Genomic DNA, 25,729 nt, shown 5'->3' on the forward strand with positions numbered 1-25,729 from the left:
TCCCTATTTTTCCGTCTCACTGTGCGGGGCATCAACGGGTTTGGATTGTGGGGAACCTTTCTGACGTAGGAAAACCGATAGGATCACAATTGCAAAAACTGATAAGAATTCACTCTGCCAATTTTGAAACGATTCGAACCAGAAACGAGAGTCAGCTAGGTATGTGTTCCAGTTTTCCGTAGGTAATCCTTTTATTGCTAACTGTTCATTTTCATCTTTGAAACTTCCATAAAAATGCAGGATTAGGGAAAGTAAAAATAAAATGACAAGTGCAAGAGTTAGCGAATGTTTATAAATCGCCAACACCCAGCCACCACGTTTTACTGGCCACGGTACTTTTTTGCGTTTTGCCGAGGGTTCCCGGTCAACTTCTTCCGGCCCATCACATTTTTTTGATTCAGAAGAACCTTTCTGTCGTAGCGAAATAGTAAGCACCACGAATAAAGCCATTTGTAAAAATTCGCTTTCCCAATTTTCAAAAGTGGATTGAATGAAATGCCCTGAACTGCTGTAAGTTGCTAACGATACTTCCGGAAGATGTTCTTCCATTCGTTCTTTATTATATTCCTTAAATCCCATCAACCACTGACCAACTAATGCCAATAGAAAGAGTAACAGAAAGACGATGGACAAGCTATTATTATAAATAAATTTTCGCATGTTGAATTTCGTTGTTATATCCTTTTTGGTTTTTATAAAATTTATAAGATTGCAACAAGACGCTTACAAACGACTGAAATATATTCTTCCTGGATCTTTAAAGGTGTTTTCTCTTTGGGAATGATCTTGCCCTTTAATTTTATACGTCCTGCCCTGGCAACTGCGAAATATGCAAAAACTTTATTTCCTGATTCAGGTACCGGTGTTGCATAACCGGTCACTGCAATGCTCCAATCACTTTGAAAAAGCGGCAAGACCGAGAGAGCCATTTGTGTAGCAACCATCGGGGAGACGCAATTGACGGCCTGGGCATGTATCGGTTCTACGTGCAGGTGTTTATATTTTTGACCGAGATTATAGGTTGTAATTCCGCCCTGGAAAAATTTTGTTGCATCCGGCAGAGTTGACAATGCCAATTGGAACATGCCAGCCGTTACACTTTCGGCTACAGCAATAGTCTGTTCTTTTGCTAATAGCTTTTTACCAATCCGCTTCAACGTAACAGTATCGAACATACTATTTATTTATCCTTATGAAACATTTGCAACTTCAATTTGCTTTGGTGCTGCATGATTTTCTTGTTTCCAAATTCTAACTAATGGATCTGCGTTTCCTTCAAGCGGACCTGTGACTGGAAGAGGCAAACTTTCAATATTCTTATCTGCTTTCGGCCGTTCTTCAGGATTACCATAATTCATATCAAAATCGCGGCCTTCCGGATATCCTCCTATACAAATAACATCTTTTAAACGCCCCAGGTTTTTATGTGCCACTCCTGCGGGAATAACGATGACATCTCCTTTATGTAATACTATCTGTTTACCGTTTTCCCCGCCGAGTAGTAAGGTTGCTCTGCCTTTAATAACCGCCATGGCTTCATGAGTGTTACTATGATAATGATGATAGGTGTATATGCCATTGCGCCAGGTATTGCTCCAGTTATGTACTCGAAAAAGATTTTTGACATAACGGCCTGCAAAAAAAAATGGAAGTCGAACCGCTTTTTTGTAATGCAAAACTGGTAAGCTGCTGCCGGGAAAAATATCGTTATCGCTGATGTAATATGTCAATGGAGTTTTCATTTTCATATATACTTTCGTCCAAATGATATGCCATTAAGCAGGTTACTTAATATTAGCTGAGCTAACATTGTCTGAGGCAAAAAATCCACGTTGTTGAAAAGATGCCCGTATCAATGAGCATAAAATAGTGTTAGGTGATTTAGAAAGATAAAGTGTTATTCGTGGGGTCATCGACAGAAAAAATCATTCAGTAAGTATTTAGATGAAGTGGGTTGCTATTCAACAAAAATCCCCTGAGAACTATAAAATTCCAGGGGATGAATGAAGTTGATTTATTTGCGGACCGGACGGGACTCGAACCCGCGACCTCCGCCGTGACAGGGCGGCATTCTAACCAACTGAACTACCGATCCGTTCCCTTTTTTCGGGGTGGCAAAGATAGGGGAAAATCATTTTTTTGGAACAAAAGTTTCAGAAAAAATATTATAGCAAAATGACCCAAAACAGGTTTTATTTGGTCGCATTTAGGAGTCTACTAAAGTAAATTGTTTGATCCATTGAGAAGAAAATTGGCAAAGTGAATGATTGAATATTGGTTTTATGCGTATTATTAAAAACATGGTTCAACCCAAACAGATTAGATGAATCCGTAATTGAAAATGCTAATTTTGAAAAATCATAAAACCGAGTAGTATGAAAAATATTTTCTTTGGTTTAATTGTTTGTTTGCTGTTTGGCTGTAGCTCGCATGAACCTGCTGCTACGCCAGCCCCTTTTGCCAAGAGTATAGCAGCATTCAAAAAGCAGGATTCCATTTCTTTTCCTCCGGAGAATGCCATTCTCTTTATCGGCAGCTCATCTTTTACGTTATGGGAAGATGTACAGAATTATTTTCCCGGATATACTATCATTAACAGGGGTTTCGGTGGTTCCACATTAGAAGACCAGATACGATATGCAAATGACATTATTTTTCCGTACAAACCAAAGCAAATAATTATCTACTGCGGCGAAAACGATTTGGCTTTTTCTGATACAGTAACAGCAGTAATGGTTTTTGAAAGATTCAAACATCTATATAAAATGATAAGGGAAAAAACAAATGCTCCGGTTGCTTATATTTCAATGAAACCAAGCCCAAGCAGACGTCATTTGTTTGCAAAAATGCGTGAAGCTAATTTGTTAATTATGGAGTTTATTATTAGCCAGGATCCGAATGCAATGATAAGAAGCAATATGGATCCGGCACCTGCAGTCTTTATTGAAGTACATTCAAAAATGCTGAATAAAGAAGGAGAACCTTTTCCCGAAATATTTCTGGATGATAGCTTGCATATGAATGCTAAAGGATATTCGATCTGGCAAAAAGAAATACAACCCTATTTACTCAAAGACTAAAACTAAATAGATGAAAAGAATCATTTTAATCAATGTTTTGCTTATTTCAGTAACTGCATTCACCCAATCATCGCAGGATGCAAAAATGAAAGCATTTATTGATGACCTGGTGATGAAGATGACATTGGATGAAAAGATTGGTCAATTGAATTTGGTAACCCCCGGTGGCGGTGTTGCAACCGGCGCTGTTGTTAGCAGTGGTGTTGAACAAAAAATAAAAGAAGGCAAAGTTGGCGGTTTGTTTGGTATTACCGGTGTAGAAAAAATAAAAGTGGTACAAACAATGGTTGTAACACAAAGCCGGTTGAAAATACCATTGATCTTCGGTTCAGATATTATTCACGGTTATAAAACAATTCATCCAATACCATTGGGCCTTTCAGCCAGTTGGGATATGAAAATGATAGAACAGAGTGCAAGAATAGCTGCTATAGAAGCAACAGCAGATGGATTGTGCTGGAATTTTTCACCAATGGTTGACATTGCCCGTGATCCGCGTTGGGGCCGCGTTGCAGAAGGTGGTGGCGAAGATACTTATCTCGGTTCTCAAATTGCAACAGCAATGGTTAAAGGTTACCAGGGTGATGATCTCAGCAAGAACAATACATTGATGGCTTGTGTAAAACATTTTGCATTATATGGCGCTTCTGAAGCAGGCCGTGATTACAATACAACCGATATGAGCCGGGTGAGAATGTACAATGAATATTTACCACCGTATAAAGCTGCGGTGGATGCAGGTGTTGGCAGTGTGATGAGTTCATTCAATGAAATTGATGGCTTACCTGCTACTGCAAATAAATGGTTGCTGACCGATCTGCTCCGTCATCAATGGGGTTTTAAAGGTTTTGTGGTTTCTGATTATACATCAGTAAACGAAATGATCAATCATGGTATAGGAGATCTGCAAACTGTTTCCGCTTTGGCATTGAATGCCGGTCTTGATATGGATATGGTTGGTGAAGGATTTTTAACCACACTAAAAAAATCTATTGATGAAGGAAAGACAACACATGTGCAGGTGGATGAAGCTTGCAGAAGAATACTGGAAGCAAAATATAAATTAGGTTTGTTTGAAGATCCCTTCCGTTATATAGATGAAAGCAAACCGGCTAAAGAAATATTGACAACACAGCGAAGAAAAGAAGCAAGAGAAATTGCAGCAAAAACTTTTGTGCTGCTGAAAAATAACAATCAATCCCTGCCATTAAAAAGATCCGGGACAATTGCGTTGATCGGGCCATTGGCAAATGATAAAAGTAATATGTTGGGTACATGGGCGGTTAGTGCTGATAGACAAATGTCCATTCCTGTTTTCGATGGAATGAAAAATGTTGGGGGTTCATCCGTAAATATTCTTTATGCAAAAGGCGCCAATATTTCTGACGATACTTTGTTTGCTAAAAAAGTAAACGTATTCGGTACGAGGATCGATATAGACAAACGTAGTGCCGATGTGATGCTTAAAGAAGCTCTTGATATTGCAAAAAGATCGGATGTAATTGTTGCCGTGGTAGGCGAGGCTTCGGAGATGAGTGGTGAAGCAGCAAGTCGTACTGATATTATCATTCCTGAAAGTCAAAAGAAATTGATCAGGGCTTTATCAGGAACAGGCAAACCTCTTGTATTGGTTGTAATGACAGGTCGTCCGCTTGCGTTGACTGAAGAAAATGAATTAGCAAGCTCAATACTTGTTACATGGCATGCAGGCACAGAAGCTGGTAATGCCATCGCTGATGTTTTATTTGGCAATTATAATCCTGCTGGAAAATTGTCCGCTACATTTCCAAGAAATGTTGGACAAGTACCAATTTTTTATAATCATAAAAATACAGGGCGGCCCTCAGCGCCAAATTCACCAAAGTTTCAATCAAATTATCTTGATGTACCAAATACACCGCTGTTTCCTTTTGGCTATGGTTTAAGTTACACTGCATTTTCTTATGGTAATATTTCTGTAAGTAAAACAAGTGCTAAGGGAAATGAAAAGATTACTGCATCCATTACAGTTACTAATACCGGGAAATATGATGGTGAAGAAGTAGTACAGTTATATATACGTGATGTAGTGGGCAGCATTGCCAGGCCATTAAAAGAATTAAAAGGTTTTCAAAAGATCAACCTGAAAGCCGGTGAATCCAAAACTGTTTCATTCAACATTTCACCCGATGACCTAAAATTTTATAATTATGATCTCGAGTATGATTGGGAATCTGGTGACTTTGAGATCATGATAGGCGGAAATTCAAAAGATGTGAAGGCAGTTAAGGTGAACTGGGTAAAATAAACCCCACATAAACTCCATTTTCCTTTTTTGCAAGAAATGACGTAAAAAAATTGCTTAGGTTATTCTCCTGATTGTTTAACTTTAGTATTGCTTGCTTAATTGTTGTGATTGCTTATGCTACATACTGCAAAAATGATTTGCCCCGCCTGCTCTCACAGGATGATGATAGGGGTGATTTTACAGAATTGTATAACCGCTACTGGAAAAAATTATTTGCCATCGCATCCAGCCGGCTGAAAGAAAGAGAAACTGCTAAAGATATTGTTCATGATATTTTGCCAGCCTGTGGAAAAGCCGGTGCAGACCTGCATTTTACAGACGGCTTGTCAAGAAGTGAACGGTTAGAAAAGTGTTTGAAAAACTAGAACTAACCGGCGAAGTGAAATTTAAAACAGAAAGAAGAAAAATTATCGGTTCACCCTAAAATATATGCTTATGCTTAACTGCTTTATGAATGCCGTAAAAGATGGATAGCAAAAAAACTGTTGCATAAACAAAACCGGAACTTTGTTCCAGGCATTGGTTTGTGCATCAACAGGCATACAAGTAAGATTGCTTATTCATTAACATAAACTCAAAGAAATTATGTACTTCACCGTCTTCAGAAAATCCGGATTGTTTACAAACGGATCTCTGACCAAAACATTTCAGATTATGAAACTCACAACAGTTTTTATAATCGCTGCTTGCATGCAGGTAAGTGCCAGGGACTATTCCCAAAAAGTAACATTGAACGGGAACAGCATTACCCTGCAAAAAGTATTTGAGGAAATAAAAAAACAAACAGGCTACCAGTTTTTTTATGCGGAAGAAACCATACAATCTGCCCGCCCCGTAACGGTTAGCTTGAAAAAGGTTTCATTAGAAACAGCATTGAATGCTGTTTTCGAAAGTCAGCCTCTTTCTTACACTATTTCTGAAAACACAATTATTGTAAGAAAAAAATCGGTAACAAGTATGATGGCAAATGAAATAGTATTAGCAGCGCCGCTTCCTGCACCGATAACTGGAAAAGTAACCGATGATAAAGGTCAGCCGCTGGAAGGCGCAACTGTACTTATAAAAGGAACACCTAATGGTACTAAAACAAATGCCTCTGGTGATTTTTCAATCGAAGCTGACGCAAATGCAACATTGATCATTTCTTATGTGGGATTTATAACAATAGAAGTAAAAGCTGTTGCTGGTGCTGCTAATGTGCAATTGAAACCTCAGGCCAATTCAGTGGAAGCAGTAGTTGTGGTAGGTTATGGTACATCTAAAAAAAGAGACCTTACAGGGTCTATATCTTCAGTGAAAGGTGAAGAAGTAGCTAAGATGCCTTCTACAAATCCTATTTCATCTTTACAGGGTAAAGTACCGGGACTAACTGTTTCCAATACTGGTAGAGCAGGTGCAACCCCGGTAGTTCGCATCAGGGGAGTAAACAGTACTAATAGTGCCAACCCGGTATATGTGGTAGACGGAATTCTGCAGGATAATATTGATTTTTTAAATCCTGCTGATATTGAATCAATAGATGTGTTGAGAGATCCTTCGTCCATCGCTATCTATGGTTTGCGTGGTGCGAATGGTGTAATCGCTATTACTTCTAAAAAAGCAGCAAGAGGACAAACCCGTATCAGTCTGCAGAGTTCAGTGGGTATTCAGACAGTGAATGATAAAATTGAACTGACCGATGCTGCAGGGTTTAAAAAATTATATACAGCACAGCTGGCAAATATTAATGCAGCACCATTTGACTATACCAACTATACAGCCAATACTAACTGGCAGGATTTGGTTTTGCGTGATGCTGTGGTAACTGCTACCAACCTGAGTATTTCCAACAGTGGTGAAAAGTCAAGCACATTACTGAATGTTGGATACACAAACCAGGAAGGTGTTCTGAAGAATGATAATTTTGAAAGATTTCTTCTTCGCCTGAATGAAGAAATAAGGATCAACAAAAATATTAAAGTAGGTGGTGAAGTAACGGGCTATTATTATCAAACAGACCCGCCTGCAGCTTCCATTACGAATGCATTATGGGCAGCGCCGATAGTACCCATACAACAGGATGAAGATACTTATTACAGCATGCCTTCATTTCAACGGGCACAGGTTGGTAATCCCATTGCTACATTAAACCGCAATAACAGAAACTCCATTGAAAAAGGAACCCGTGTAATTAGCAGCCTTTTTGCTGAAATAAAATTCTTAAAAAGTTTTACATGGAGGTCAACTGTATATGGGGACCTCTGGTTTAATACAGCAAGAAGTTATGTGCAACTTCCTTTTGAATTTATTAATCTTGGAGAGGGTGCAGCACCTACGACTATTACTACTGATAATTCCATCCGTACATCTGTAACACAGGAACAAGCTGAATCAAAACGTTTTCAACAGGATCACACATTGTCTTATGACAAAAAGATGGGCAATGGTCATTCTATAAATGCAATTGCTGGTTTTACCACATTATATAATTATTCATCTTTTGTAAATGGTACAAGAAGGGATACAAGTGTAAATGTTCCGGACAGTCCCGAATTCTGGTACGTCGGTATTATTAATGCAAATAACCCAACTACCAATGGCGGCGGAGGTGCCGAAGGTTCTATTGTGGGTGGATTTGCAAGAGTAGGTTATAATTATATGGGTAAATATCTTGTGAATGCAACAATAAGAAGAGATGGTAGTTCCAAATTTGCACCGGAAAATCGCTGGGGCACATTTGGCAGTATAGGTGCTGGCTGGGTAGTAAGCGATGAAAACTTTCTTAATAATATAGAGGCAATTGATTTTTTAAAAGTACGTGTAGCCTGGGGTGTTACAGGGAATGCAAATGGATTTGCTGAAAATTTATGGAGACCCGGAATTCAAAATGCATCTACAGCAATTTTTGGTGACAATGTATATTCTTCTATACAAGCTGCCTATATACCCGACCCTGACCTGCATTGGGAAACAGTACAGGGTATTGATGTAGGTTTTGATGTAAGAGCATTAGACAATCGCCTGAATGCAGAAATAACTTTTTATAACCGTACTACCACCGATATACTTACTGCTGTAACACTTCCTAATGATTCACGCAGTTATTTTACCAACCTCGGTAAAATAACTAATAAGGGTATTGAGATAAGTACAGGATGGGGTGATAAATTAGGAATGGGCCTCAACTATAGATTGTCAGCTAATTTCAGTTACAATGAAAACATAGTAAACTCAATCGGTGATAATTTCAATTTCCAGATACTTGGCAATGGCGGAGTAAACCGTACCAATACAGGTTCTTCCATTGGCCATTTTTATGGATACACGCAAACAGGAATTTACCAGTCAGTAGCTGACATGGATAAGCAACCGACTTTTTCCAACTCATTACCGGGCGATATTTCTTATAAGGATCTGAATAATGATGGAGTAATAACGACTGCAGATAGAGGTTATATCGGTACTCCTTTTCCGCCTTATAGTTTTGGCGGTAATATATCGCTGGATTATAAAGGATTTGATTTTGAAATAGATGGTCAGGGTGCAGCAGGACATAAAATATATACACAACGCCGTACGGCCACATTTGCTGTATTGAATTATGAAGCCAATCGACTGAATGCGTGGACAACACCCGGTAGTACGAATATTGAACCAATCCTTGATAACACAAGAGGAAATAATTTCCTGATGAGTACCTACTATCTTGAACCCGGAGATTATTTCAGGATTCGTATGCTGCAGGTAGGTTATACTTTTACTAAAGGATTTATTACAAAAGCAAGCATTAAAAACATAAGAGTATATCTCAGTGCACAAAATCTGAAAACATGGAGCCAGGTAACCGGTTATTCACCAGAGCCATTAATTGGTAGTATACTCGGAGGCGGTGCAGATAATGGTGCTTATCCTGTTCCTGCCATTTATTCATTGGGTATAAACCTGAACTTCTAAAACACAATTAAACTTCATTATATGAAACAGAATAATTTTTTAAACCGGTTTGCAGTTGTTATAGCTATTATCACCTGCATCATTTTTGTAGTACCGGGGTGTAAAAAAATACTGGACACAGAAGCACAGGGCAGTTATAATGCTGATAACTATCCTTATCCCGGCGGCTCCGGTCCTTACGATCAGTACATATTTGCTGCTTACAACGAATTGCGTCAATTCAATGTGCATGTATTTCCTTTTATACATGCTACCAGCATTCGCAGTGATGATGCTGATAAGGGTAGCACAGCAGCAGATGGTGGTGCCAATTCCATCGATATGGATAATTTTAAAGTATTGCCAGGTAACGGTTTTACCAATGACCTGTGGACGGGTTATTTCGGATTGATCAATAAATGTAATGTTACGATTAAACAGGTGAATACTAACACAACTATTGTTGCATCAGATGCGATAAAAAATCAAACAATTGGTGAAGCAAAATTTTTAAGGGGCTATGCCTATTTTATGATGGTTCGTTTATTTGGCCGTGTACCTTTAATAGATTCAGTATTCAGCAACCCTGCCTCACAAAATAATGTAGCGCAAAGCAGCCCGGCACAATTGTACGCATTTATAGAAAGTGATTTATCCTTCGCTGCTTCTATTTTACCTGCAAGCTGGGATGCAAAATTTGTTGGACGGGCAACAAGCGGTGCCGCCAATGGATTATTGGCAAAGGTTTATTTAACGCAACAAAAATGGGCATCGGCGATGGCTGCTGCTAACCTGGTAATTACTTCAGGCAAGTATGATCTATCAACACCTTATGACAGAATTTTCCGTGAAGAAGGTGAGAACAGTAAAGAATCGGTTTTTGAAGTTCAGGCAACTGCAACAGCAACAGTACCTACTGATAATGGCATTCAATATACTAATGTGCAGGGTGTAAGAGGAAGTGGTGTTTGGGATTTGGGCTGGGGTTTTAATTCACCAAGCCAGAACCTTGCTGATTTTTATGAAGCCAACGATCCCCGCCGGGCAAGAACAATTCTTTTCACAAGTACTGCCACACAAACATACCAGACTATTTATGGAGAGACATTACCGGTAGGTTTACCTAATCCACGTTATAATAATAAGGTTTATTCCAACCCATCTTTGCGTGCCTCTGTTGGTAACCGGTTCGGATGGTGGATGAATGTAAGAATACTCCGTTATGCCGATGTAGTACTGATGTATGCCGAAGCGGCAAATGAAGTAGGTGGCGCTGCTAATATTACTGCTGCGCAAAATGCTTTGAATTCAATACGGGCAAGAGCAAGAGCAGGTGCTCCGGCCGGCACATTACCAGATGTAGTTACTACCGATCAGGCAACATTGCGTGATGCGATCCGTCGTGAACGCCGTGCAGAACTTGCAATGGAGCATGACCGTTTCTTCGACCTGGTACGTTGGGGCATCGCCCAAACAACATTGCATGCTGTGGGTAAAACCAATTTCAGCGACAGTCGTGATGTAATACTACCTATTCCGCAGGTGCAAATGGATCTGAGTGCAGGTGTGCTTACACAAAACTTCGGGTATTAATTTTTGTCAACAATTAAAACTGAAAAAATGAAGATCATAAAATCATATTTAATAAACCAGGTTGGTGTGGCACTACTGTTTACTCTTGCATTTACTTCCTGCAAGAAAGATGGTAACCCCAATGACCTGCCTGGTGTAGACGCTGCGTCTTATGATGGAAAAATAGATGGTTACAGCAGTTCTGATGAAATATTTCCAGCTAATCTTGTTGCATACTGGAACTTTGATGATACAAAAAATGAACTAAAAACCGGAACTGCACCTGCATCATCATTAAATGATAGTTATGTTACTGGAGGTGTAAGAGGTAAAGCACTAAGCCTTGCAGCAGGTTATGTTTTTTTCTCTAACCAGTTTGGTGCATTTAAAACAGATTCTTTGAAGAGTTGGAGTCTCAGTGTCTGGATTAAGATTAAAAACAATGGTACAAAAAGAACAATGGTGTTTCAATTGGCCAGGCCTACCATGTTTAACGGCAATATCAATTTTGCTTTGAATACGAATGGTTACCCGGCTACCAATGATACTGTACTCAGGATTCAACCCACTTTTTTAACCATAGGCGGCGGTACACAAGACAATCTGAATAATGTGCTGGATAAAACTAACCTTAATAATTGGGTGCATCTTGTGCTAACGTATGATTATAATACTGGTGTATTTAACAACTGGATGAATGGAGTGAAAGTGGGCAATTTCCCTAACCGTGGCGTAGGAAATAGTTTGTTTAAATCGTATGAACCCAGCCAGGTACTTATTGGCGCTAATTATAATGCAGCAGGAATGACGGTAAGTGCAGATGTTTCATTTGCTGCTATGACCGGGCAATTAGATGAACTGCGAATATTCAACCGGACGTTGCCTGACGCACATATAAAAGCATTATATAATCTCGGAAAGGCTAACAAATAAATTTTAATAAAGCACATCATTGCACTGTAAGGTCAACGGTGTGCTTTTTTATTTCAATTATAAAATTTTGTTTGCTGATGAAAAACATAATTTATTTTTTATTCTGTTTCATATTTTCATTGGCTTGTAGCCCTTCCCAAAAAACAAACAGTGTAGTGAGTTTGCCCACAGAAGATGAAAAAATTTTTACAGAGGTGCAAAAACAAAGCTTTCAGTATTTCTATGACGGAGCGGAACCTACAAGCGGCCTTGCAAGAGAACGTTTTCATGCAGATAATATTTACCCGCAAAATGATAAGAACACAGTAACAAGTGGCGGTAGCGGTTTTGGAGTAATGGCCCTGCTTGTTGGTATCGAAAGAGGTTTTATTACAAGAGCAGAAGGAATACAACAGTTTAATAAGATCATTCATTTCCTGGAAACAGCCGACCGTTTTCATGGTGCGTGGCCACACTGGTGGAATGGTGAAACCGGGAAAGTAAAACCATTTGGCCGCAAAGATGATGGTGGTGATTTGGTGGAGAGTTCATTTATGGCGCAGGGCTTACTCTGCGTTCGTCAATATTTTCAGAATGGTAGTGCTGAAGAAAAAGCATTGGCTGCAAGGGCTGATAAACTTTGGAAGGAAATAGATTTTAACTGGTACCGCAACGGGAAGAATATTCTATACTGGCACTGGAGCCCTAACTATGCGTGGGAAATGAATTTTGGTGTTAAGGGTTATAATGAATGTTTGATTATGTATGTGCTTGCGGCAGCATCACCTACACATTCTGTTCCGGTAGAAGTATATAATGAAGGTTGGGCTGATAACGGAAAGATAAAAGATGTAAATAAAACCGATAGTATTGTTTCCAACTATCCTTACAAGCTACAAATGAAACACCAGGGTGATGCGTATAATGGAGGCCCGCTTTTCTGGGCACATTATTCTTATCTCGGTTTGGACCCAAGAGGTTTGAAAGATAAATACGCCGACTATTGGGAAGAATGCAAAAACCAGGCACTCATCAATTACCAATGGTGTGTTGACAATCCAAAAAAGTTTAAAGGTTACGGTCCCAATAGCTGGGGACTTACATCTAGTTATTCTATAAAGGGCTATGCAGGTCATGCACCGACAATGAAAAGAGACCTGGGAGTTATTTCACCCACCGCTGCTTTATCATCTTTTCCTTATACACCACAGCAATCTATGGCCGCAATGAAACATTGGTTCACTGATCTGAAAGATAAAACCTGGGGCCCTTATGGTTTTTATGATGCATTCAGTGAAAATGATAATTGGTTTCTGCCCCGTTACCTTGCTATTGACCAGGGCCCGATCGTAGTAATGATGGAGAACTACCGGAGCGGTTTATTATGGAACTTATTTATGAGCTGCCCGGAAATAAAAGAAGGATTAAAGAAATTAGGATTTGAAAGCCCCTGGTTAAAAAAATAAAAATGAAAACTGTATTAAGACTTATAATTATTCTTGTGTTGTTCCCGCTGTTTTCCTTTTCACAGCAGGAAATAAAGATCATGAGTTATAATATCCGGTTGGATTTAAAAAGCGATGGCGAAAATCAATGGGATAAACGAAAAGATAAAGTTGCTGCATTGATGAATTATTATGAAGCTGACTTTATCGGTGGGCAGGAGGTGCAGCATCATCAACTAACGTATTTACTGGAGCATTTAAATGGTTATTCTTATATCGGAGTAGGTAGAGATGATGGTAAAGAAGCCGGAGAGTACTCCTGTATTTTTTATAAGAAAGATAAGTTTGAAGTATTGCGGCAATCTACCTTTTGGCTTTCTACTACACCTGACACTGTATCTAAGGGATGGGATGCTGCCATTGTAAGAGTATGTACATATGGGTTGTTTAAAAATAAAAAAACAAAACAGATTTTTTGGGTGTTCAATACACATTTCGATCATATTGGTCGGCAGGCGAGATTGGAATCTGCTAAACTCATCGTTAAAAAAATTAAAGAACTAAACACAAAAAATTACCCGGTATTGCTTTCAGGCGATTTTAATTCAAAGCCTGATGATGAACCTTCACAGTACATGATGGCCAATATGCAAAACATCCGGAACATCAGTAAACTTCTTCACGGTAATACCGATACATGGAATGCTTTTAAGTTTAATGAAAAACCCAACGGCTGTATTGATTATATTTTTACAAACAATGATAAACGGATCAGTGTTTCGAAGTTTGCGACACTTACTGATTCATATGATATGAAATATCCTTCAGACCATTTCCCGATACTGGCCACCGTCCAAATCGCCACCAAGTAAACGTTAAGGCTAAATCATCACTGAACTGTAAATTCTTGAAAACGATCATGAATTAAACTAAAAAGCGGCTTAGAGCCCCTTATTTTTATAATATCCTTAATTTCGCCGCAACAGCAAGGTTATGCCAACAAACGCAAACAGACAGTTTCTGGATTTTGAAAAACCTATCAAGGATCTGGTGGATGAGATTGAGAATCTCCGTCATCGCCAGGAAAAAACCAAGATAGATTTTTCATCAACTATTGTACAGCTCGAACAAAGCATCGTTGAAAAAAGAAAAGAGATTACAAAACATCTTTCCAGTTGGCAACGGGTACAGCTCAGCCGTCACCCGGACAGGCCTTATACATTGAAGTATATTGAACACATGACGGAAAATTTCATCGAACTCTATGGCGACAGGAATGTGAAAGATGATAAAGCCATGGTAGGCGGTTTTGCAAACCTCGGTGGAGAAACGGTGATGCTGATCGGTCAGCAAAAAGGGATCAATACAAAAATGCGCCAGCACCGGAATTTTGGAATGGCGAATCCCGAAGGTTATAGGAAAGCATTGCGATTGATGAGGCTTGCAGAAAAATTTAATAAACCTGTTGTTACATTAATAGATACTCCCGGTGCTTATCCTGGTCTTGAAGCAGAAGAAAGAGGACAGGGCGAAGCCATTGCAAGAAATATTTATGAAATGATAAGGCTGCAGGTACCAGTGATATGTGTGATCATTGGTGAAGGCGCAAGCGGCGGTGCACTCGGTATCGGCGTTGGTGATCGGGTGTTCATGATGGAAAATACATGGTACACAGTTATCAGTCCGGAGAGTTGTTCATCTATTCTCTGGCGTAGTTGGGAGAAAAAAGAAGTTGCGGCCGAGCAATTGAGATTAACAGCAGAAGATAATTTGCGCAATGGGTTGATCGATGGTATCATTCCTGAACCTGATGGTGGTGCACAGTGGGATTACCGTGAATCAGCATTGAAGCTGAAAAATTTCCTTAAGCCTGTGATAAAAGAATTAAAACAAATTCAGCCTGGGGAAAGAGTGAAGCAACGTATAACGAAGTTTGGTAAGATGGGTTTCTGGGAAGAGGAAACTTGATAGCAATTCTATTCAACAATCTTAAATACAAAATATAAAATTCAATCATGTCTCTTCGTGAAAGATTTCGTGGCACAGGCGTAGCAATTGTTACTCCTTTTAATGCAGATGGCAGTATTGACTGGCCATCTTTTGAGAAAGTCATCAATCATATTATTGATGGCAAGTGTGAATACCTTGTTGTACTCGGTACAACGGGTGAAAGTGCAACGATACATGGCAAGGAGAAACAGGAAGTATTTTCATTTGTAAATAAAATAAATGCAGGTCGTGTTGCGCTGGTTGCCGGCATTGGTGGTAACGATACGCAGGAAGTGATCGAAGGTTTTAAAAGTTTTGATCTGACGGGCTATGAAGCAATATTATCTGTTGCGCCTTATTATAACAAACCCAACCAGGAAGGGTTGTTTCAGCATTACAAAGCATTAGATGCTGCTACACCATTGCCTATCATGATGTATAACGTTCCATCTCGTACAAGTATGAATGTATCTGGGGAAACACAGGTTCGTATTGCACAGGAATGCAAGAATGTGTTTTCAACCAAAGAAGCCAGTGGCAATTTTGACCAGATCAATTATATCATCAAAAACAAACCAGCCGATTTTATGGTCATCAGTGGTGATGACCCGGTAACATTACAGATGATTGCCGCAGGGGCTGATGGATTGGTCTCTGTTGTTGCCAACGCATATCCGAAAGATTATTCTGATATGGTTCGCTTTTGTCTTGAAGGAAATTTTGAAGAAGCACAGAAACTTCATTATAAATACACAGATATTATTGCTTCTATGTTTGCAGAAGGAAGCCCCAGCGGTGTAAAAGCTTACCTCGCTGAAATGGGATTATGCCAGAATACATTCCGTCTGCCTATTTGGAAAGTGAGTGAAAAGCACCATTCAAAGATTAAGGAGTTGATGAAGAAGGTTAGTTCAGTATTCCTTCAATACTGAACCATAAATACCGGCAACAGGAAACTGTTGATGCAATTTTTATATAAGCATGGTCAAGAAAATCCTCTTCATACTGTTTTCTGTTCAAAGCTTATTTGTTTCAGCACAATACACCCTTCAGCTTTCCACGTTTATGCTTCCGGAAAATCATCCTTCAAATGAAGATATTTACCTGGCTGGAACATTTAATAGTTGGAACCCGAAGGATGAAAAATTTAAACTACAGAAGAGTAGCACAGGCAGTTATTCTATTTCTGTAAGCGTAAAAGAGAAAACAGGGCAATATAAACTCACCCGTGGCGGGTGGGATAAAGTGGAATGTGATAAAAACGGAAATGATATTACCAACCGGCATTATGATACAGAAGTAAACGAATTGGTGGGTCTCACTGTACAGGCTTGGAAAGATAAGTTTGCTTCCAACGCAAAACTATCGACAGCATCAAAGAATGTAAAGATCATTGATACTGCGTTTTTCATTCCCCAATTAAAAAGAAAAAGAACCATTCGCATATATCTCCCGGAAGGATATTCAGTATCCAAAACCCGTTATCCTGTTTTATACATGCACGATGGACAAAATCTTTTTGACAATACAACTTCATTTGCTGGTGAATGGGGTGTAGATGAATTTATGGATAGCACTCGTTTGAAAAAATGCATTATTATCGGAATAGATAATGGTAGTAATAAGCGTATGAACGAATACAATACTTATACAAACGAGCGGTTCGGAAAAGCAGAGGGGAATGAGTATATAGATTTTATTGTAAAAACTTTAAAACCTTATATCGATAAAAAATACCGGACATTAAAAGATAAGGCGAATACATCTATATCCGGCAGTTCAATGGGAGGGTTGATCTCTTTCATGGCAGTATTAAAATATCCAAATATATTCGGAACAGCAGGAGTTTATTCACCATCCTTCTGGATAGCACCAAAGCTATACGAAGAAGTAAAAACAAAAGGAAAGCTGGTAAACTCAAAGATCTATTTTTTTGCAGGTAAACTGGAAGGTGATAATATGTTTATGGTAACGGATGCGGTAAAAATGTATGAAGCAATGCGTAAAGTTTCAAAATCAAAAATGAGACTGGTAATAAAGGATGACGGAAGACATAATGAAGCTACCTGGCGAAAAGATTTTCCGGAGTTTTATAAATGGATAAACCCCTAAATCCCCTAAAGGGGACTTGCCATTGCACAAGCCTTGCTTTTCAAATTCTCAAAATGATTTTGAATTTTGCTGATAATAGTGAATCTTCAAAAGCCCCCTTTAGGGGGTTGGGGGTTCATACCTGGTAAGTAACTCCTTCCAATGCGAGGTCCGTATTTTCAAAAACCTCTCTTGCTTCTATCTCAAATTCATCGAGCTCTGGGTATTTACTGCTGAAGTGGCCGATCAATAACCTTTTTACTTCTGCTTTTTTTGCGATCGTTGCTGCTTGTTTGGTAGTGGAGTGAAATCTTTCTGTTGCTCTTTCACGCAGGTTATCGAGATAAGTGGTTTCATGATAGATCATATCCGAATATTTAATATGCGGAATGATGGATTCATCATATTTGGTATCGCCACAAAATGAATATTTATCTCCTTTCAGCGCATTAGTTGTCACCAACTCATTCTTAACGATCACTCCATCCTTCCGTAAGTAATCTTCACCATCTCTCAACCTTTCATAAAAAGAAGATGGTATTTCATATTCAATCGCTTTATCAGGATCGAGTTTTCTTGGCTTTCTTTTTTCTTCAAAAACAAATCCATAGCATTCGATACGATGATTGGTACGAAAGCAACTTATTTTTATTTTATTGTCATCCACCAGTACTGCTTCTTCTGTTATGGTATGAAAATGGAGTTTATAAGAAAGATTTGTTTCTGCCACCTTCAATTGCAGCTCGATGATCTCCTGGAGTTGAGATGGGCCAAATACATGCAAATCCTGCTGATGGCTTAAAAGGCTAAAAGTGTTTATCAGGCCAACCAGTCCAAAATAATGGTCGCCATGCAGGTGAGAAATAAAAATATGGGAGATCTTGCCCCGCCTGATCTTATATTTTATCATTTGGATTTGGGTACCCTCACCGCAGTCTACAAGATAATTTGTGCCGTCAAGACTGACTACCTGGCTGGTAGGGTGCCGGTCAAATGCTGGTACTGCTGAATTGTTTCCTAATATGGTTACGGAGATCATGTATTCGTATATCTACTAAAATTAGTCAGCCTATTGCAGCCGCCAAAATTATTATATATGTTTGTTATCCTTAATCCATTAAATACCCTTGTCGGTCTTTTTTAACCGGTATTTTATACTCATCCTCTGTTAAAAACCCATAGAAAAAATCCATACCATGATGCCATAAATTTTAAGCACCTTGTATGAAACTATTTTTTACCGGTTTTTTTTTAATAGGATTTTCTTTTTTCATTTCTGCCCAATCACCATTGCCCTGCATTAATGATTGTGTGTCTTCATCTGCAATAGATAATTGCGCCGGTAGCAGAATTAGCGATTTTAAAAACGGGGCTTTATTTTCTTCACCTTCATCCTGTCCTGATGGTTCATGTGCTGGTTCCGTTTGGCGTTTCCCTGCAATCACTGTAGCCGGCGGAGTAATTAATGCTACTGTTACAATCGATGAACTAATAAATGCCCGCATAGATAAAATTGATGATGATGCAGCAACAGATAATAACGGTGATTCAAAAACTTCTTTATTAGCGCCACGCATCAGCCCGGATATTCCACTGAACGGTGTGGATAGAAAAGGATATGTTCAGTTTACGGTGCGTTTTTTTTCCGCCAATATCGGTGACGGATATTCATTGCTGCTGAACCTTGCAAACCTTTCAGTTTACCAGTACGATGTGGATGGAGATAATGCCGGAAATGTTAATATAGGAAATAATGGAAGTTGGTTCAGAGAAACGGCGGTTTTAAAATCAAAGGATGTGGCCAATCCTTCAATACTACTGGATCAGCAGACTGAACTGAATACAATTGAATTTATGGAAGGCGCAGACAAATGGGTGGGAAGTATGAGTGCCTTGTGTAGTAAAACAGGTTTATCAGGTTGTGCTCAGAATATTTCAGCAGCAAAATTCACAAAACCACAATACAGCATTACTCTTCGTTTAGGTTATGATTATAATGCTGGCGGAAATATCGGTCAGCCATCAACACAGTTCGGGGTTAAGTTCGGATGTTTTAGTATACCCAGCAGTATACAACTGCCAGTAAACATGTATGAGTTTAATGCCAAAAGAAATAACAGCAATGTATTGCTTGATTGGGCTACAACATACGAAAGTCTTAACCAGGGATTCCGGGTTCAGCGGAAAACAAATAATATCGATTTTGAAGATGTGGCCTTTGTTCCCAGCCAGGCACTAGGTGGTAATAGCCAGATAAAACTGACTTACCGGTATAATGAGGTAAATAATTTTAAAGGCGTATCGCAGTATAGGATCATCCAGACAGACATGGAGAATAAGATCCGGGTAAGTGAGACAAGATCGGTAGCAGGTGAATCTTCAAAACACAATCTTGTTATTTACCCTAATCCATCAACTGATGGAGTTGTTAATCTTGTATTTGAAAACTCCCGTTCTCTCAGGGATGCAGTATTAAGTAATATGTTTGGTCAGCAGCTAAAAAAATGGAGCAGCATTTCGTCCAACACAATAGTGCTTGAAAATTTAATACCGGGTGTTTATCACTTCAGTGTTATTAATAGCGATACAGGGGAAATGCAGAATGCCAAATTTGTGGTAAACAAGTAGCCTGATGTAATTATAAACCATCGTTATCAAGAAATTCCCTTTCTATTTCTTCCATCTGCACAATGTCCCATGCTTCCGATTCTGTAGGAGTACTGTTAATTAATTCCAAAAGGTTTTTGCCATCCAGGAGCTCTTCCACTTCTTTCCCGATTTCGCAAATTACAAATGAAGCATTTTGATCGTAAAACTTTTGTTGTAGTTGTACCAGCAATTCCCCAGCTTGTACATCAGTTTCCTGCACTTCTTTGAGTGACAGAATAATGTTTTTATTGGAGGTATTAAGAATACTGGCTAGGTCTTTGGACAATTGTTCTGCCATAACAGCAGAAAGGATAGGCCCGGCAACCGTGATGACATGAAATTTATCTTTGGTATCTATTTTGAAGTTCATACAACTAAGTTTATCAACAATCCGTTTATAATTATGAAGAACGGGGAACCAAATTTATTCGTTAATATTGTACAACAAGCAATTATCTCAATTATGGATAATAATTTTTCTGCACAGGTTAAGGAAATTATTTCTTTCAGCAGGGAAGAGGCTTTAAGACTGGGAAATGATTTCATCGGTACTGAGCATTTATTGCTCGGCCTAATCCGCGAAGGTGATAATACCGCCATCCGCATCCTGAAAACTTTTAATGTTGATTTGTATGAACTTCGAAAGGAAATTGAATTAGCAGTAAAAGATAAAACAGGAAAGAACATCGCAAACATCAATAGTCTTCCACTTACCAAGCAGGCTGAAAAGGTAATAAGGGTGACAGTGCTCGAAGCAAAAGCATTGAAAAGTGCAACTGTGGAAACTGAGCACCTGATGTTGTCGATCTTAAAGAACAAAGAAAATATTGCAACTCAAATTTTAAATCAATACGACGTGGACTATGATTTATTCCGCCAGGAACTCGGCATTGTAAAATCAAGCGATCCCCGTGCTGAGTTTACTGATGAAAACGATGATGATTTTGATGAAGAGAAAAAATATTCTCAGCAAAAGGGTGGCGCTGGTAAACAACAAGGTGCTGTTAAAAGCAAAACCCCTGTATTAGATAATTTTGGCCGGGATATTACAAAGCTTGCCGAAATAGGAACTTTGGATCCGATCGTTGGCCGTGATTCGGAAATTGAGAGGGTATCGCAGATATTAAGCAGGAGAAAAAAGAACAACCCGATTCTTATTGGTGAACCAGGTGTGGGTAAAACAGCAATTGTGGAAGGCCTGGCATTACGAATTGTTCAACGTAAAGTATCCCGTGTTTTATTTGATAAACGTGTTATCTCTCTTGACCTGGCTGCATTGGTAGCTGGTACAAAATACCGCGGTCAGTTTGAAGAAAGAATGAAAGCTATCATGGGTGAATTGGAAAAAAACCGTGATGTGATCTTGTTCATCGATGAATTACATACCATTGTAGGTGCCGGCGGCGCCAGTGGTTCATTAGATGCAAGCAATATTTTTAAACCAGCGTTGGCCCGTGGCGAGCTGCAATGTATTGGGGCTTCTACTTTAGATGAGTACAGGATGTATATTGAAAAAGATGGTGCATTAGACCGCCGTTTTCAAAAAGTAATTGTTGATCCGCCATCTGTAGACGATACCATCCAGATATTGAATAATATCAAATCCAAATACGAGGATTATCACAATGTGAACTATAATGATGAAGCGATTGATGCATGTGTTAAACTAAGTGACCGTTATATCACCGACCGTTTATTGCCTGACAAGGCTATCGATGTAATGGATGAAGTAGGGGCCAGGGTGCATTTAAAAAATATTAATGTACCGCAGAATATTGTCGACCTCGAAAAGAAAATAGAAGATGTAAAGAATGAAAAGAATAAGGTTGTAAAAAGCCAGAAGTTCGAAGAAGCTGCTTCTTTAAGGGATACAGAAAAAAGATTGCAGGAAGGCCTGGAAAAAGCAAAATCAGATTGGGAAGAAGAAAGTAAGCATAAGCGTTACCCGATTGGTGAAGAACAAATAGCAGAAGTAGTAAGCATGATGACCGGGATACCAGTGAAAAGAATGGTACAGGCTGAAACAGAAAAGCTTCGCAAGATGAATGAGGATATGAAGGAGATGGTAGTTGGCCAGGAGGAAGCAATTCAAAAAGTGGTAAAAGCAATTCAACGGAACAGGGTAGGTTTGAAAGATCCCAAAAAACCGATTGGTACATTTATTTTCCTTGGCCCAACCGGTGTGGGTAAAACAGAGCTGGCGAGAGCATTGGCGAGATATATGTTCGATTCAGAAGATACGCTGATAAGAATAGATATGAGTGAGTACATGGAAAAATTCACTGTAAGCAGGTTGATAGGTGCTCCTCCCGGTTATGTTGGCTATGAAGAGGGTGGCCAGTTAACAGAAAAAGTGAGAAGAAAACCTTATAGCGTTATCCTGCTTGATGAAATTGAAAAAGCTCACCCGGATATCTATAATATCCTATTGCAGGTATTGGATGATGGACAACTTACCGATGGTTTAGGCCGGAAAGTTGATTTTAAAAATAGCCTGATCATAATGACTTCTAATATTGGTGTTCGCCAGTTGAAAGATTTTGGTACCGGTGTAGGATTTGCCACCAGTTCAAAAGTTGAACATGAAGATGAAGCCAATAAAGCAGTTATTGAAAAGGCATTGAAAAAAACATTTTCTCCTGAATTTTTAAACAGGATAGATGATGTAGTCATTTTCAACAGCCTGACCAAAGAGAATATCTTTAATATCATTGATATTCTAATGAAAGGTGTAATGAAAAGATTGATCAATCTTGGTTTCAGTCTTGAATTAACCGAGGATGCAAAAAACCTTTTGGCTGACAAGGGGTATGACGTGCAATTCGGTGCCCGGCCTTTACACCGTGCCATACAGAAATACCTGGAAGATCCGCTTGCAGAAGAAATTCTAAACCTGAATGTAAAAGCAGGCGATGTGCTGGTGGCTGACCTGGATAAAGAAAATCAGAAGCTGAAATTTTCATTCAAAGAAAGAATTGAACAGAAATCAAAAGCCTGATTTACTAAAAATAAATAACAAGACCCTTCTTCTGCCCTGAAGAAGGGTTTTTTTCTTCCGATAGCTATCGGAATTAGCAGCTTTGTCATTACTTTGAATCTGGATGAAGGAAAAGAAAATTATAATTACAATTGACGGCAAAAGCAGTTGTGGTAAAAGCACTCTTGCCAAACAGCTTGCAAAAAAGCTGGGATATATTTATGTTGACAGCGGGGCTATGTATCGTGCCATAACTCTTTATTTTTTGAGAAATCATATTGACTGGACGGATAAAGCTGAAGTGAAAAAAGCCCTTCTTAATATTAATATTGAATTTGCCTATAACGGAAAGAAGGAGTCAAGTGAAATATTCCTGAATGGCGAAAACGTGGAGTATGTAATAAGAGACCTGGTGGTGGCAGAAAAAGTAAGTGAAGTGGCGGCGATAAAAGAAGTAAGAGAATTTGCTGTTCGGCAACAGCAGGAAATGGGCCGGAAAAAAGGAATTGTAATGGATGGAAGGGATATTGGCACAACTGTTTTTCCTAAAGCTGAACTCAAAATATTTATGACGGCCGATGATACGGTCAGGGTGGAGCGACGTTTCAGGGAATTATATGCTAAAAACCCAAATATTTCGATCGAGGAAGTAAAAACAAACCTTGAATTGAGAGATTATATTGACTCAAACCGTGAAATAAGTCCATTAAGGAAAGCAAATGACGCAATTGAGCTCGATAATACCAGCCTGACTGAGGCCGCACAGCTCGAAGCTGCGCTTAAAATGGCGCATAGTAAATTTTCTTAAAGAAAAATCGTGCAGATACTTGCATAAATCCGCAATGCATATTACTTTAGCAGTCCAATTACTTAAATCTCCTTCTTAGAAAAGCCTCCTTTACAATCCAGTCACTTTTTAAAACCTGAGCAGCTAACTGTAACAGCCTATTGTCTATTGCACCTACTGTCTTAGTATTATCCAATTCTTCTGAATAGTTACTTAATTATCCTCCTCCGGAAAAACGGTTAAAATTCCTTCCTATCTGAATGACTCAAAGTCCAGGCTATGAATCATCACTTAACTGTGGATGTATTGATTCATCATATACCGTTTTGAAAACAGAATTTTAAAAAGTACACTATTATTTAACAAAAACAACCTTGAGTTATGAAAAAGTTTTTACTCTCTATTATGACTGTTGTGGTCTTTTCCACTTTCAGTAAAACTAATGCGCAATGCGACGTTGCACTAAGCAACGTTTTGGTCCAAATTGTATCACAATCACCTGGTCCTGGCGTAAACCCATGTACCGTTGTAGTAAACGTAACATTTGATTTGAGTTACAACAATGGCGCTACATTCGTTTATATTAATTCGTATTTAGCTGCAGATTATCTTGCTTTAGAAACGACAAATCCTCTTGCTTTTGTATGCGGTTCTGCGCAGACACCGGCCAGAGATGCTCCTAATGTTGGCAGGTTAGGAGATCTTATTTCATCACCTGGAAAATCATTCCTGGATCTAGGTATGGATTTGAGTGGAGGACACGGTGCAGTTGGGGTTCCAATTACAACGAGACTTCTTACACAATATCTGCAAGATCCTCTCGTAGATTTAAATACTGTTGCTAATTCCTCAAAGGGGGCAGGTGTCGACTCGCTTACAGTGACCAGAGCATTTGTAAGTGGCACTACAGACCATTTTACTGTCTCAAATCTTAAGCTAACAATCGCTGCGGGTTGTAATACTTCGGATCTTGATGTTTCTACTGATATTTGGGCTTCAAATGCGAACTCATCTTCAGCTAAAGCACAATGTTATCAATGTCAGGCAAGGCAGTCATTTGCTGATCCGTTAATCAGCGGACAAAAGAACTGTGATCTCCCACGTGGCTTTACACTTGGTATTGCTACTACTGACCCAATTCTGGATACTGTCATATACAAAGTTTATATAGATATGGATAACAGTGGTGGTTTAACAGCTGGTGATTTGTTGGCATTAACAAGTACCGGAATTCCACTTGTATTGGGTACTCCTTATTCAAGTGGTGTCCCAATTGTATTACCTCCTCCTTATGGTAATACGGCTCCTTATGTAAATAAAGGATATGTAGTTGTTGTGGAATTTCCAACTCCACCAGTTAAAAACGCCGTGGCTAGATATTTCCCGCCAGCTTTGGGTTGTGCAGCGTTACCTGTTGGCATGAAATCATTCAATGCTAAAAGATCAAACAGGACCAATGTAAATGTATCATGGGAAACTGTTTCTGAACAAAACTCTGCTGGCTTTGTTGTAGAAAGAAATGTAAATGGTAACTGGGAGCAGGTAGCTGATGTACCTAGCCAGGCAGTTGGTGGTAACAGCAGTAGCTTGCTTGTTTATACAGTGAATGATCTGAATCCTGCAAAAGGGATTTCACAATATCGTATTCGCATCCTTGACCTGGATGGTGTAGCTAAACTTTCAGACATCCGTTCAGTACGTGGTGAAGGTCAGAAAGGAACAACAATTGTTTACCCGAATCCTAGCAATGATGGAAAAGTAAATGTGGTGTTCCAGGGTGAATTTGCAAAACGTGATGTGACTGTCCAGGATATGAGTGGCCGTATTATTAAGCAATGGAGAAATTTTACGAATAACAATATTCAGATCGATAATCTGACACCTGGCTTCTATACCATCCGCATTGTAGACACCGAAACTGGTGAACAGAATGTAGAGAAGGTTGTAGTTAACAATCGTTAAAGCTCAAGGTTTATCTTTGACGAAGGGGAACTTGCGAAAGCGGTTCCCCTTTTCCATTGTATAATG

General features: G+C 39.1%; 20 protein-coding genes and 1 tRNA gene. 15 read left to right on the top strand and 6 right to left on the bottom strand.

Annotated elements, in window-relative coordinates; translation table 11 throughout:
• Positions 1-3: 3 nt before the first annotated feature.
• The 4 genes from E6H07_10395 to E6H07_10410 form a co-directional block, all read right to left on the bottom strand.
• The gene (locus E6H07_10395; protein TMI66279.1) at positions 4-660 is read right to left on the bottom strand and encodes a hypothetical protein; all 657 of its coding nucleotides are present in this window, start codon (positions 658-660) and stop codon (positions 4-6) included.
• Between the two features lie 41 nt (positions 661-701).
• Positions 702-1,175 (bottom strand): CinA family protein, encoded by a 474-nt coding sequence (locus E6H07_10400; GenBank protein TMI66280.1) that lies wholly within the window; start codon positions 1,173-1,175, stop codon positions 702-704.
• A gap of 15 nt (positions 1,176-1,190) precedes the next feature.
• On the bottom strand, positions 1,191-1,748 hold the full coding sequence (locus tag E6H07_10405; protein TMI66281.1) for a cupin domain-containing protein: 558 nt from the start codon (positions 1,746-1,748) through the stop codon (positions 1,191-1,193).
• Between the two features lie 270 nt (positions 1,749-2,018).
• Positions 2,019-2,095 (bottom strand) — tRNA-Asp (locus E6H07_10410).
• A gap of 280 nt (positions 2,096-2,375) precedes the next feature.
• On the opposite strand from E6H07_10410, the gene E6H07_10415 reads away from it, so the two are divergent.
• The 11 genes from E6H07_10415 (at position 2,376) to E6H07_10465 (ending at position 17,309) form a co-directional block, all read left to right on the top strand.
• Positions 2,376-3,080, top strand: a complete 705-nt coding sequence (locus E6H07_10415) for a G-D-S-L family lipolytic protein (GenBank protein ID TMI66282.1) — start codon at positions 2,376-2,378, stop codon at positions 3,078-3,080.
• Between the two features lie 10 nt (positions 3,081-3,090).
• Complete coding sequence (bglX, locus tag E6H07_10420) at positions 3,091-5,367, top strand: beta-glucosidase BglX (GenBank protein ID TMI66283.1); 2,277 nt, start codon at positions 3,091-3,093, stop codon at positions 5,365-5,367.
• A gap of 137 nt (positions 5,368-5,504) precedes the next feature.
• Entirely contained in the window at positions 5,505-5,732 is a 228-nt protein-coding gene (locus tag E6H07_10425; protein ID TMI66284.1) for a hypothetical protein, read from the top strand.
• Between the two features lie 220 nt (positions 5,733-5,952).
• Positions 5,953-9,300 (top strand): TonB-dependent receptor, encoded by a 3,348-nt coding sequence (locus E6H07_10430; GenBank protein ID TMI66285.1) that lies wholly within the window; start codon positions 5,953-5,955, stop codon positions 9,298-9,300.
• 21 nt (positions 9,301-9,321) lie between these two features.
• Complete coding sequence (locus tag E6H07_10435) at positions 9,322-10,872, top strand: RagB/SusD family nutrient uptake outer membrane protein (GenBank protein ID TMI66286.1); 1,551 nt, start codon at positions 9,322-9,324, stop codon at positions 10,870-10,872.
• Between the two features lie 27 nt (positions 10,873-10,899).
• Positions 10,900-11,784 carry a LamG domain-containing protein gene (locus E6H07_10440; protein TMI66287.1) on the top strand — a complete coding sequence of 295 codons (885 nt, stop codon included), beginning with the start codon at positions 10,900-10,902 and terminating at the stop codon, positions 11,782-11,784.
• A 77-nt stretch (positions 11,785-11,861) separates the two neighbouring features.
• Positions 11,862-13,229 (top strand): beta-glucosidase, encoded by a 1,368-nt coding sequence (locus tag E6H07_10445; GenBank protein ID TMI66288.1) that lies wholly within the window; start codon positions 11,862-11,864, stop codon positions 13,227-13,229.
• Positions 13,230-13,231: 2 nt separating this feature from the next.
• On the top strand, positions 13,232-14,080 hold the full coding sequence (locus tag E6H07_10450) for an endonuclease/exonuclease/phosphatase family protein (protein ID TMI66289.1): 849 nt from the start codon (positions 13,232-13,234) through the stop codon (positions 14,078-14,080).
• A 121-nt stretch (positions 14,081-14,201) separates the two neighbouring features.
• Complete coding sequence (locus E6H07_10455) at positions 14,202-15,176, top strand: acetyl-CoA carboxylase carboxyltransferase subunit alpha (protein TMI66290.1); 975 nt, start codon at positions 14,202-14,204, stop codon at positions 15,174-15,176.
• Positions 15,177-15,223: 47 nt separating this feature from the next.
• Positions 15,224-16,129 carry a 4-hydroxy-tetrahydrodipicolinate synthase gene (locus tag E6H07_10460; protein TMI66291.1) on the top strand — a complete coding sequence of 302 codons (906 nt, stop codon included), beginning with the start codon at positions 15,224-15,226 and terminating at the stop codon, positions 16,127-16,129.
• 49 nt (positions 16,130-16,178) lie between these two features.
• Positions 16,179-17,309: an alpha/beta hydrolase gene (locus E6H07_10465; GenBank protein ID TMI66292.1), complete on the top strand. Its 1,131-nt coding sequence runs from the start codon at positions 16,179-16,181 to the stop codon at positions 17,307-17,309.
• A gap of 115 nt (positions 17,310-17,424) precedes the next feature.
• Here E6H07_10465 and E6H07_10470 read toward each other — a convergent pair whose 3' ends face one another.
• Entirely contained in the window at positions 17,425-18,327 is a 903-nt protein-coding gene (locus E6H07_10470; protein TMI66293.1) for a ribonuclease Z, read from the bottom strand.
• A 185-nt stretch (positions 18,328-18,512) separates the two neighbouring features.
• Here E6H07_10470 and E6H07_10475 point away from each other — a divergent pair, with 185 nt between their 5' ends.
• A complete protein-coding gene (locus E6H07_10475) occupies positions 18,513-19,916 on the top strand; it encodes a T9SS type A sorting domain-containing protein (GenBank protein ID TMI66294.1) in 1,404 nt (467 codons plus the stop codon).
• 10 nt (positions 19,917-19,926) lie between these two features.
• Here the strand turns inward: E6H07_10475 and E6H07_10480 are convergent, their stop codons facing one another.
• Positions 19,927-20,307 (bottom strand): STAS domain-containing protein, encoded by a 381-nt coding sequence (locus E6H07_10480; GenBank protein TMI66295.1) that lies wholly within the window; start codon positions 20,305-20,307, stop codon positions 19,927-19,929.
• A gap of 93 nt (positions 20,308-20,400) precedes the next feature.
• On the opposite strand from E6H07_10480, the gene E6H07_10485 reads away from it, so the two are divergent.
• The 3 genes from E6H07_10485 to E6H07_10495 all read left to right on the top strand — a co-directional run bounded on the left by E6H07_10485 (position 20,401) and on the right by E6H07_10495 (position 25,663).
• A complete protein-coding gene (locus E6H07_10485) occupies positions 20,401-22,935 on the top strand; it encodes an ATP-dependent Clp protease ATP-binding subunit (GenBank protein ID TMI66296.1) in 2,535 nt (844 codons plus the stop codon).
• A gap of 103 nt (positions 22,936-23,038) precedes the next feature.
• On the top strand, positions 23,039-23,722 hold the full coding sequence (locus E6H07_10490; protein ID TMI66297.1) for a (d)CMP kinase: 684 nt from the start codon (positions 23,039-23,041) through the stop codon (positions 23,720-23,722).
• 360 nt (positions 23,723-24,082) lie between these two features.
• Positions 24,083-25,663, top strand: a complete 1,581-nt coding sequence (locus E6H07_10495; protein ID TMI66298.1) for a T9SS type A sorting domain-containing protein — start codon at positions 24,083-24,085, stop codon at positions 25,661-25,663.
• Positions 25,664-25,729 lie beyond the last annotated feature (66 nt).

Source organism: Bacteroidota bacterium (assembly GCA_005882315.1).
In the GTDB taxonomy this organism is placed as follows: domain Bacteria; phylum Bacteroidota; class Bacteroidia; order Chitinophagales; family Chitinophagaceae; genus VBAR01.

Coding starts and splice junctions, on each gene's coding strand:
- E6H07_10475 (TMI66294.1), top strand. CDS start 18,513: ATGAAACTATTTTTTACCGGTTTTTTTTTAATAGGATTTTCTTTTTTC.
- E6H07_10485 (TMI66296.1), top strand. CDS start 20,401: ATGGATAATAATTTTTCTGCACAGGTTAAGGAAATTATTTCTTTCAGC.
- E6H07_10470 (TMI66293.1), bottom strand. CDS start 18,327: ATGATCTCCGTAACCATATTAGGAAACAATTCAGCAGTACCAGCATTT.
- E6H07_10395 (TMI66279.1), bottom strand. CDS start 660: ATGCGAAAATTTATTTATAATAATAGCTTGTCCATCGTCTTTCTGTTA.
- E6H07_10460 (TMI66291.1), top strand. CDS start 15,224: ATGTCTCTTCGTGAAAGATTTCGTGGCACAGGCGTAGCAATTGTTACT.
- E6H07_10445 (TMI66288.1), top strand. CDS start 11,862: ATGAAAAACATAATTTATTTTTTATTCTGTTTCATATTTTCATTGGCT.
- E6H07_10430 (TMI66285.1), top strand. CDS start 5,953: ATGTACTTCACCGTCTTCAGAAAATCCGGATTGTTTACAAACGGATCT.
- E6H07_10435 (TMI66286.1), top strand. CDS start 9,322: ATGAAACAGAATAATTTTTTAAACCGGTTTGCAGTTGTTATAGCTATT.
- E6H07_10415 (TMI66282.1), top strand. CDS start 2,376: ATGAAAAATATTTTCTTTGGTTTAATTGTTTGTTTGCTGTTTGGCTGT.
- E6H07_10495 (TMI66298.1), top strand. CDS start 24,083: ATGAAAAAGTTTTTACTCTCTATTATGACTGTTGTGGTCTTTTCCACT.
- bglX (TMI66283.1), top strand. CDS start 3,091: ATGAAAAGAATCATTTTAATCAATGTTTTGCTTATTTCAGTAACTGCA.
- E6H07_10465 (TMI66292.1), top strand. CDS start 16,179: ATGGTCAAGAAAATCCTCTTCATACTGTTTTCTGTTCAAAGCTTATTT.
- E6H07_10455 (TMI66290.1), top strand. CDS start 14,202: ATGCCAACAAACGCAAACAGACAGTTTCTGGATTTTGAAAAACCTATC.
- E6H07_10400 (TMI66280.1), bottom strand. CDS start 1,175: ATGTTCGATACTGTTACGTTGAAGCGGATTGGTAAAAAGCTATTAGCA.
- E6H07_10440 (TMI66287.1), top strand. CDS start 10,900: ATGAAGATCATAAAATCATATTTAATAAACCAGGTTGGTGTGGCACTA.
- E6H07_10405 (TMI66281.1), bottom strand. CDS start 1,748: ATGAAAATGAAAACTCCATTGACATATTACATCAGCGATAACGATATT.
- E6H07_10480 (TMI66295.1), bottom strand. CDS start 20,307: ATGAACTTCAAAATAGATACCAAAGATAAATTTCATGTCATCACGGTT.
- E6H07_10490 (TMI66297.1), top strand. CDS start 23,039: ATGAAGGAAAAGAAAATTATAATTACAATTGACGGCAAAAGCAGTTGT.
- E6H07_10450 (TMI66289.1), top strand. CDS start 13,232: ATGAAAACTGTATTAAGACTTATAATTATTCTTGTGTTGTTCCCGCTG.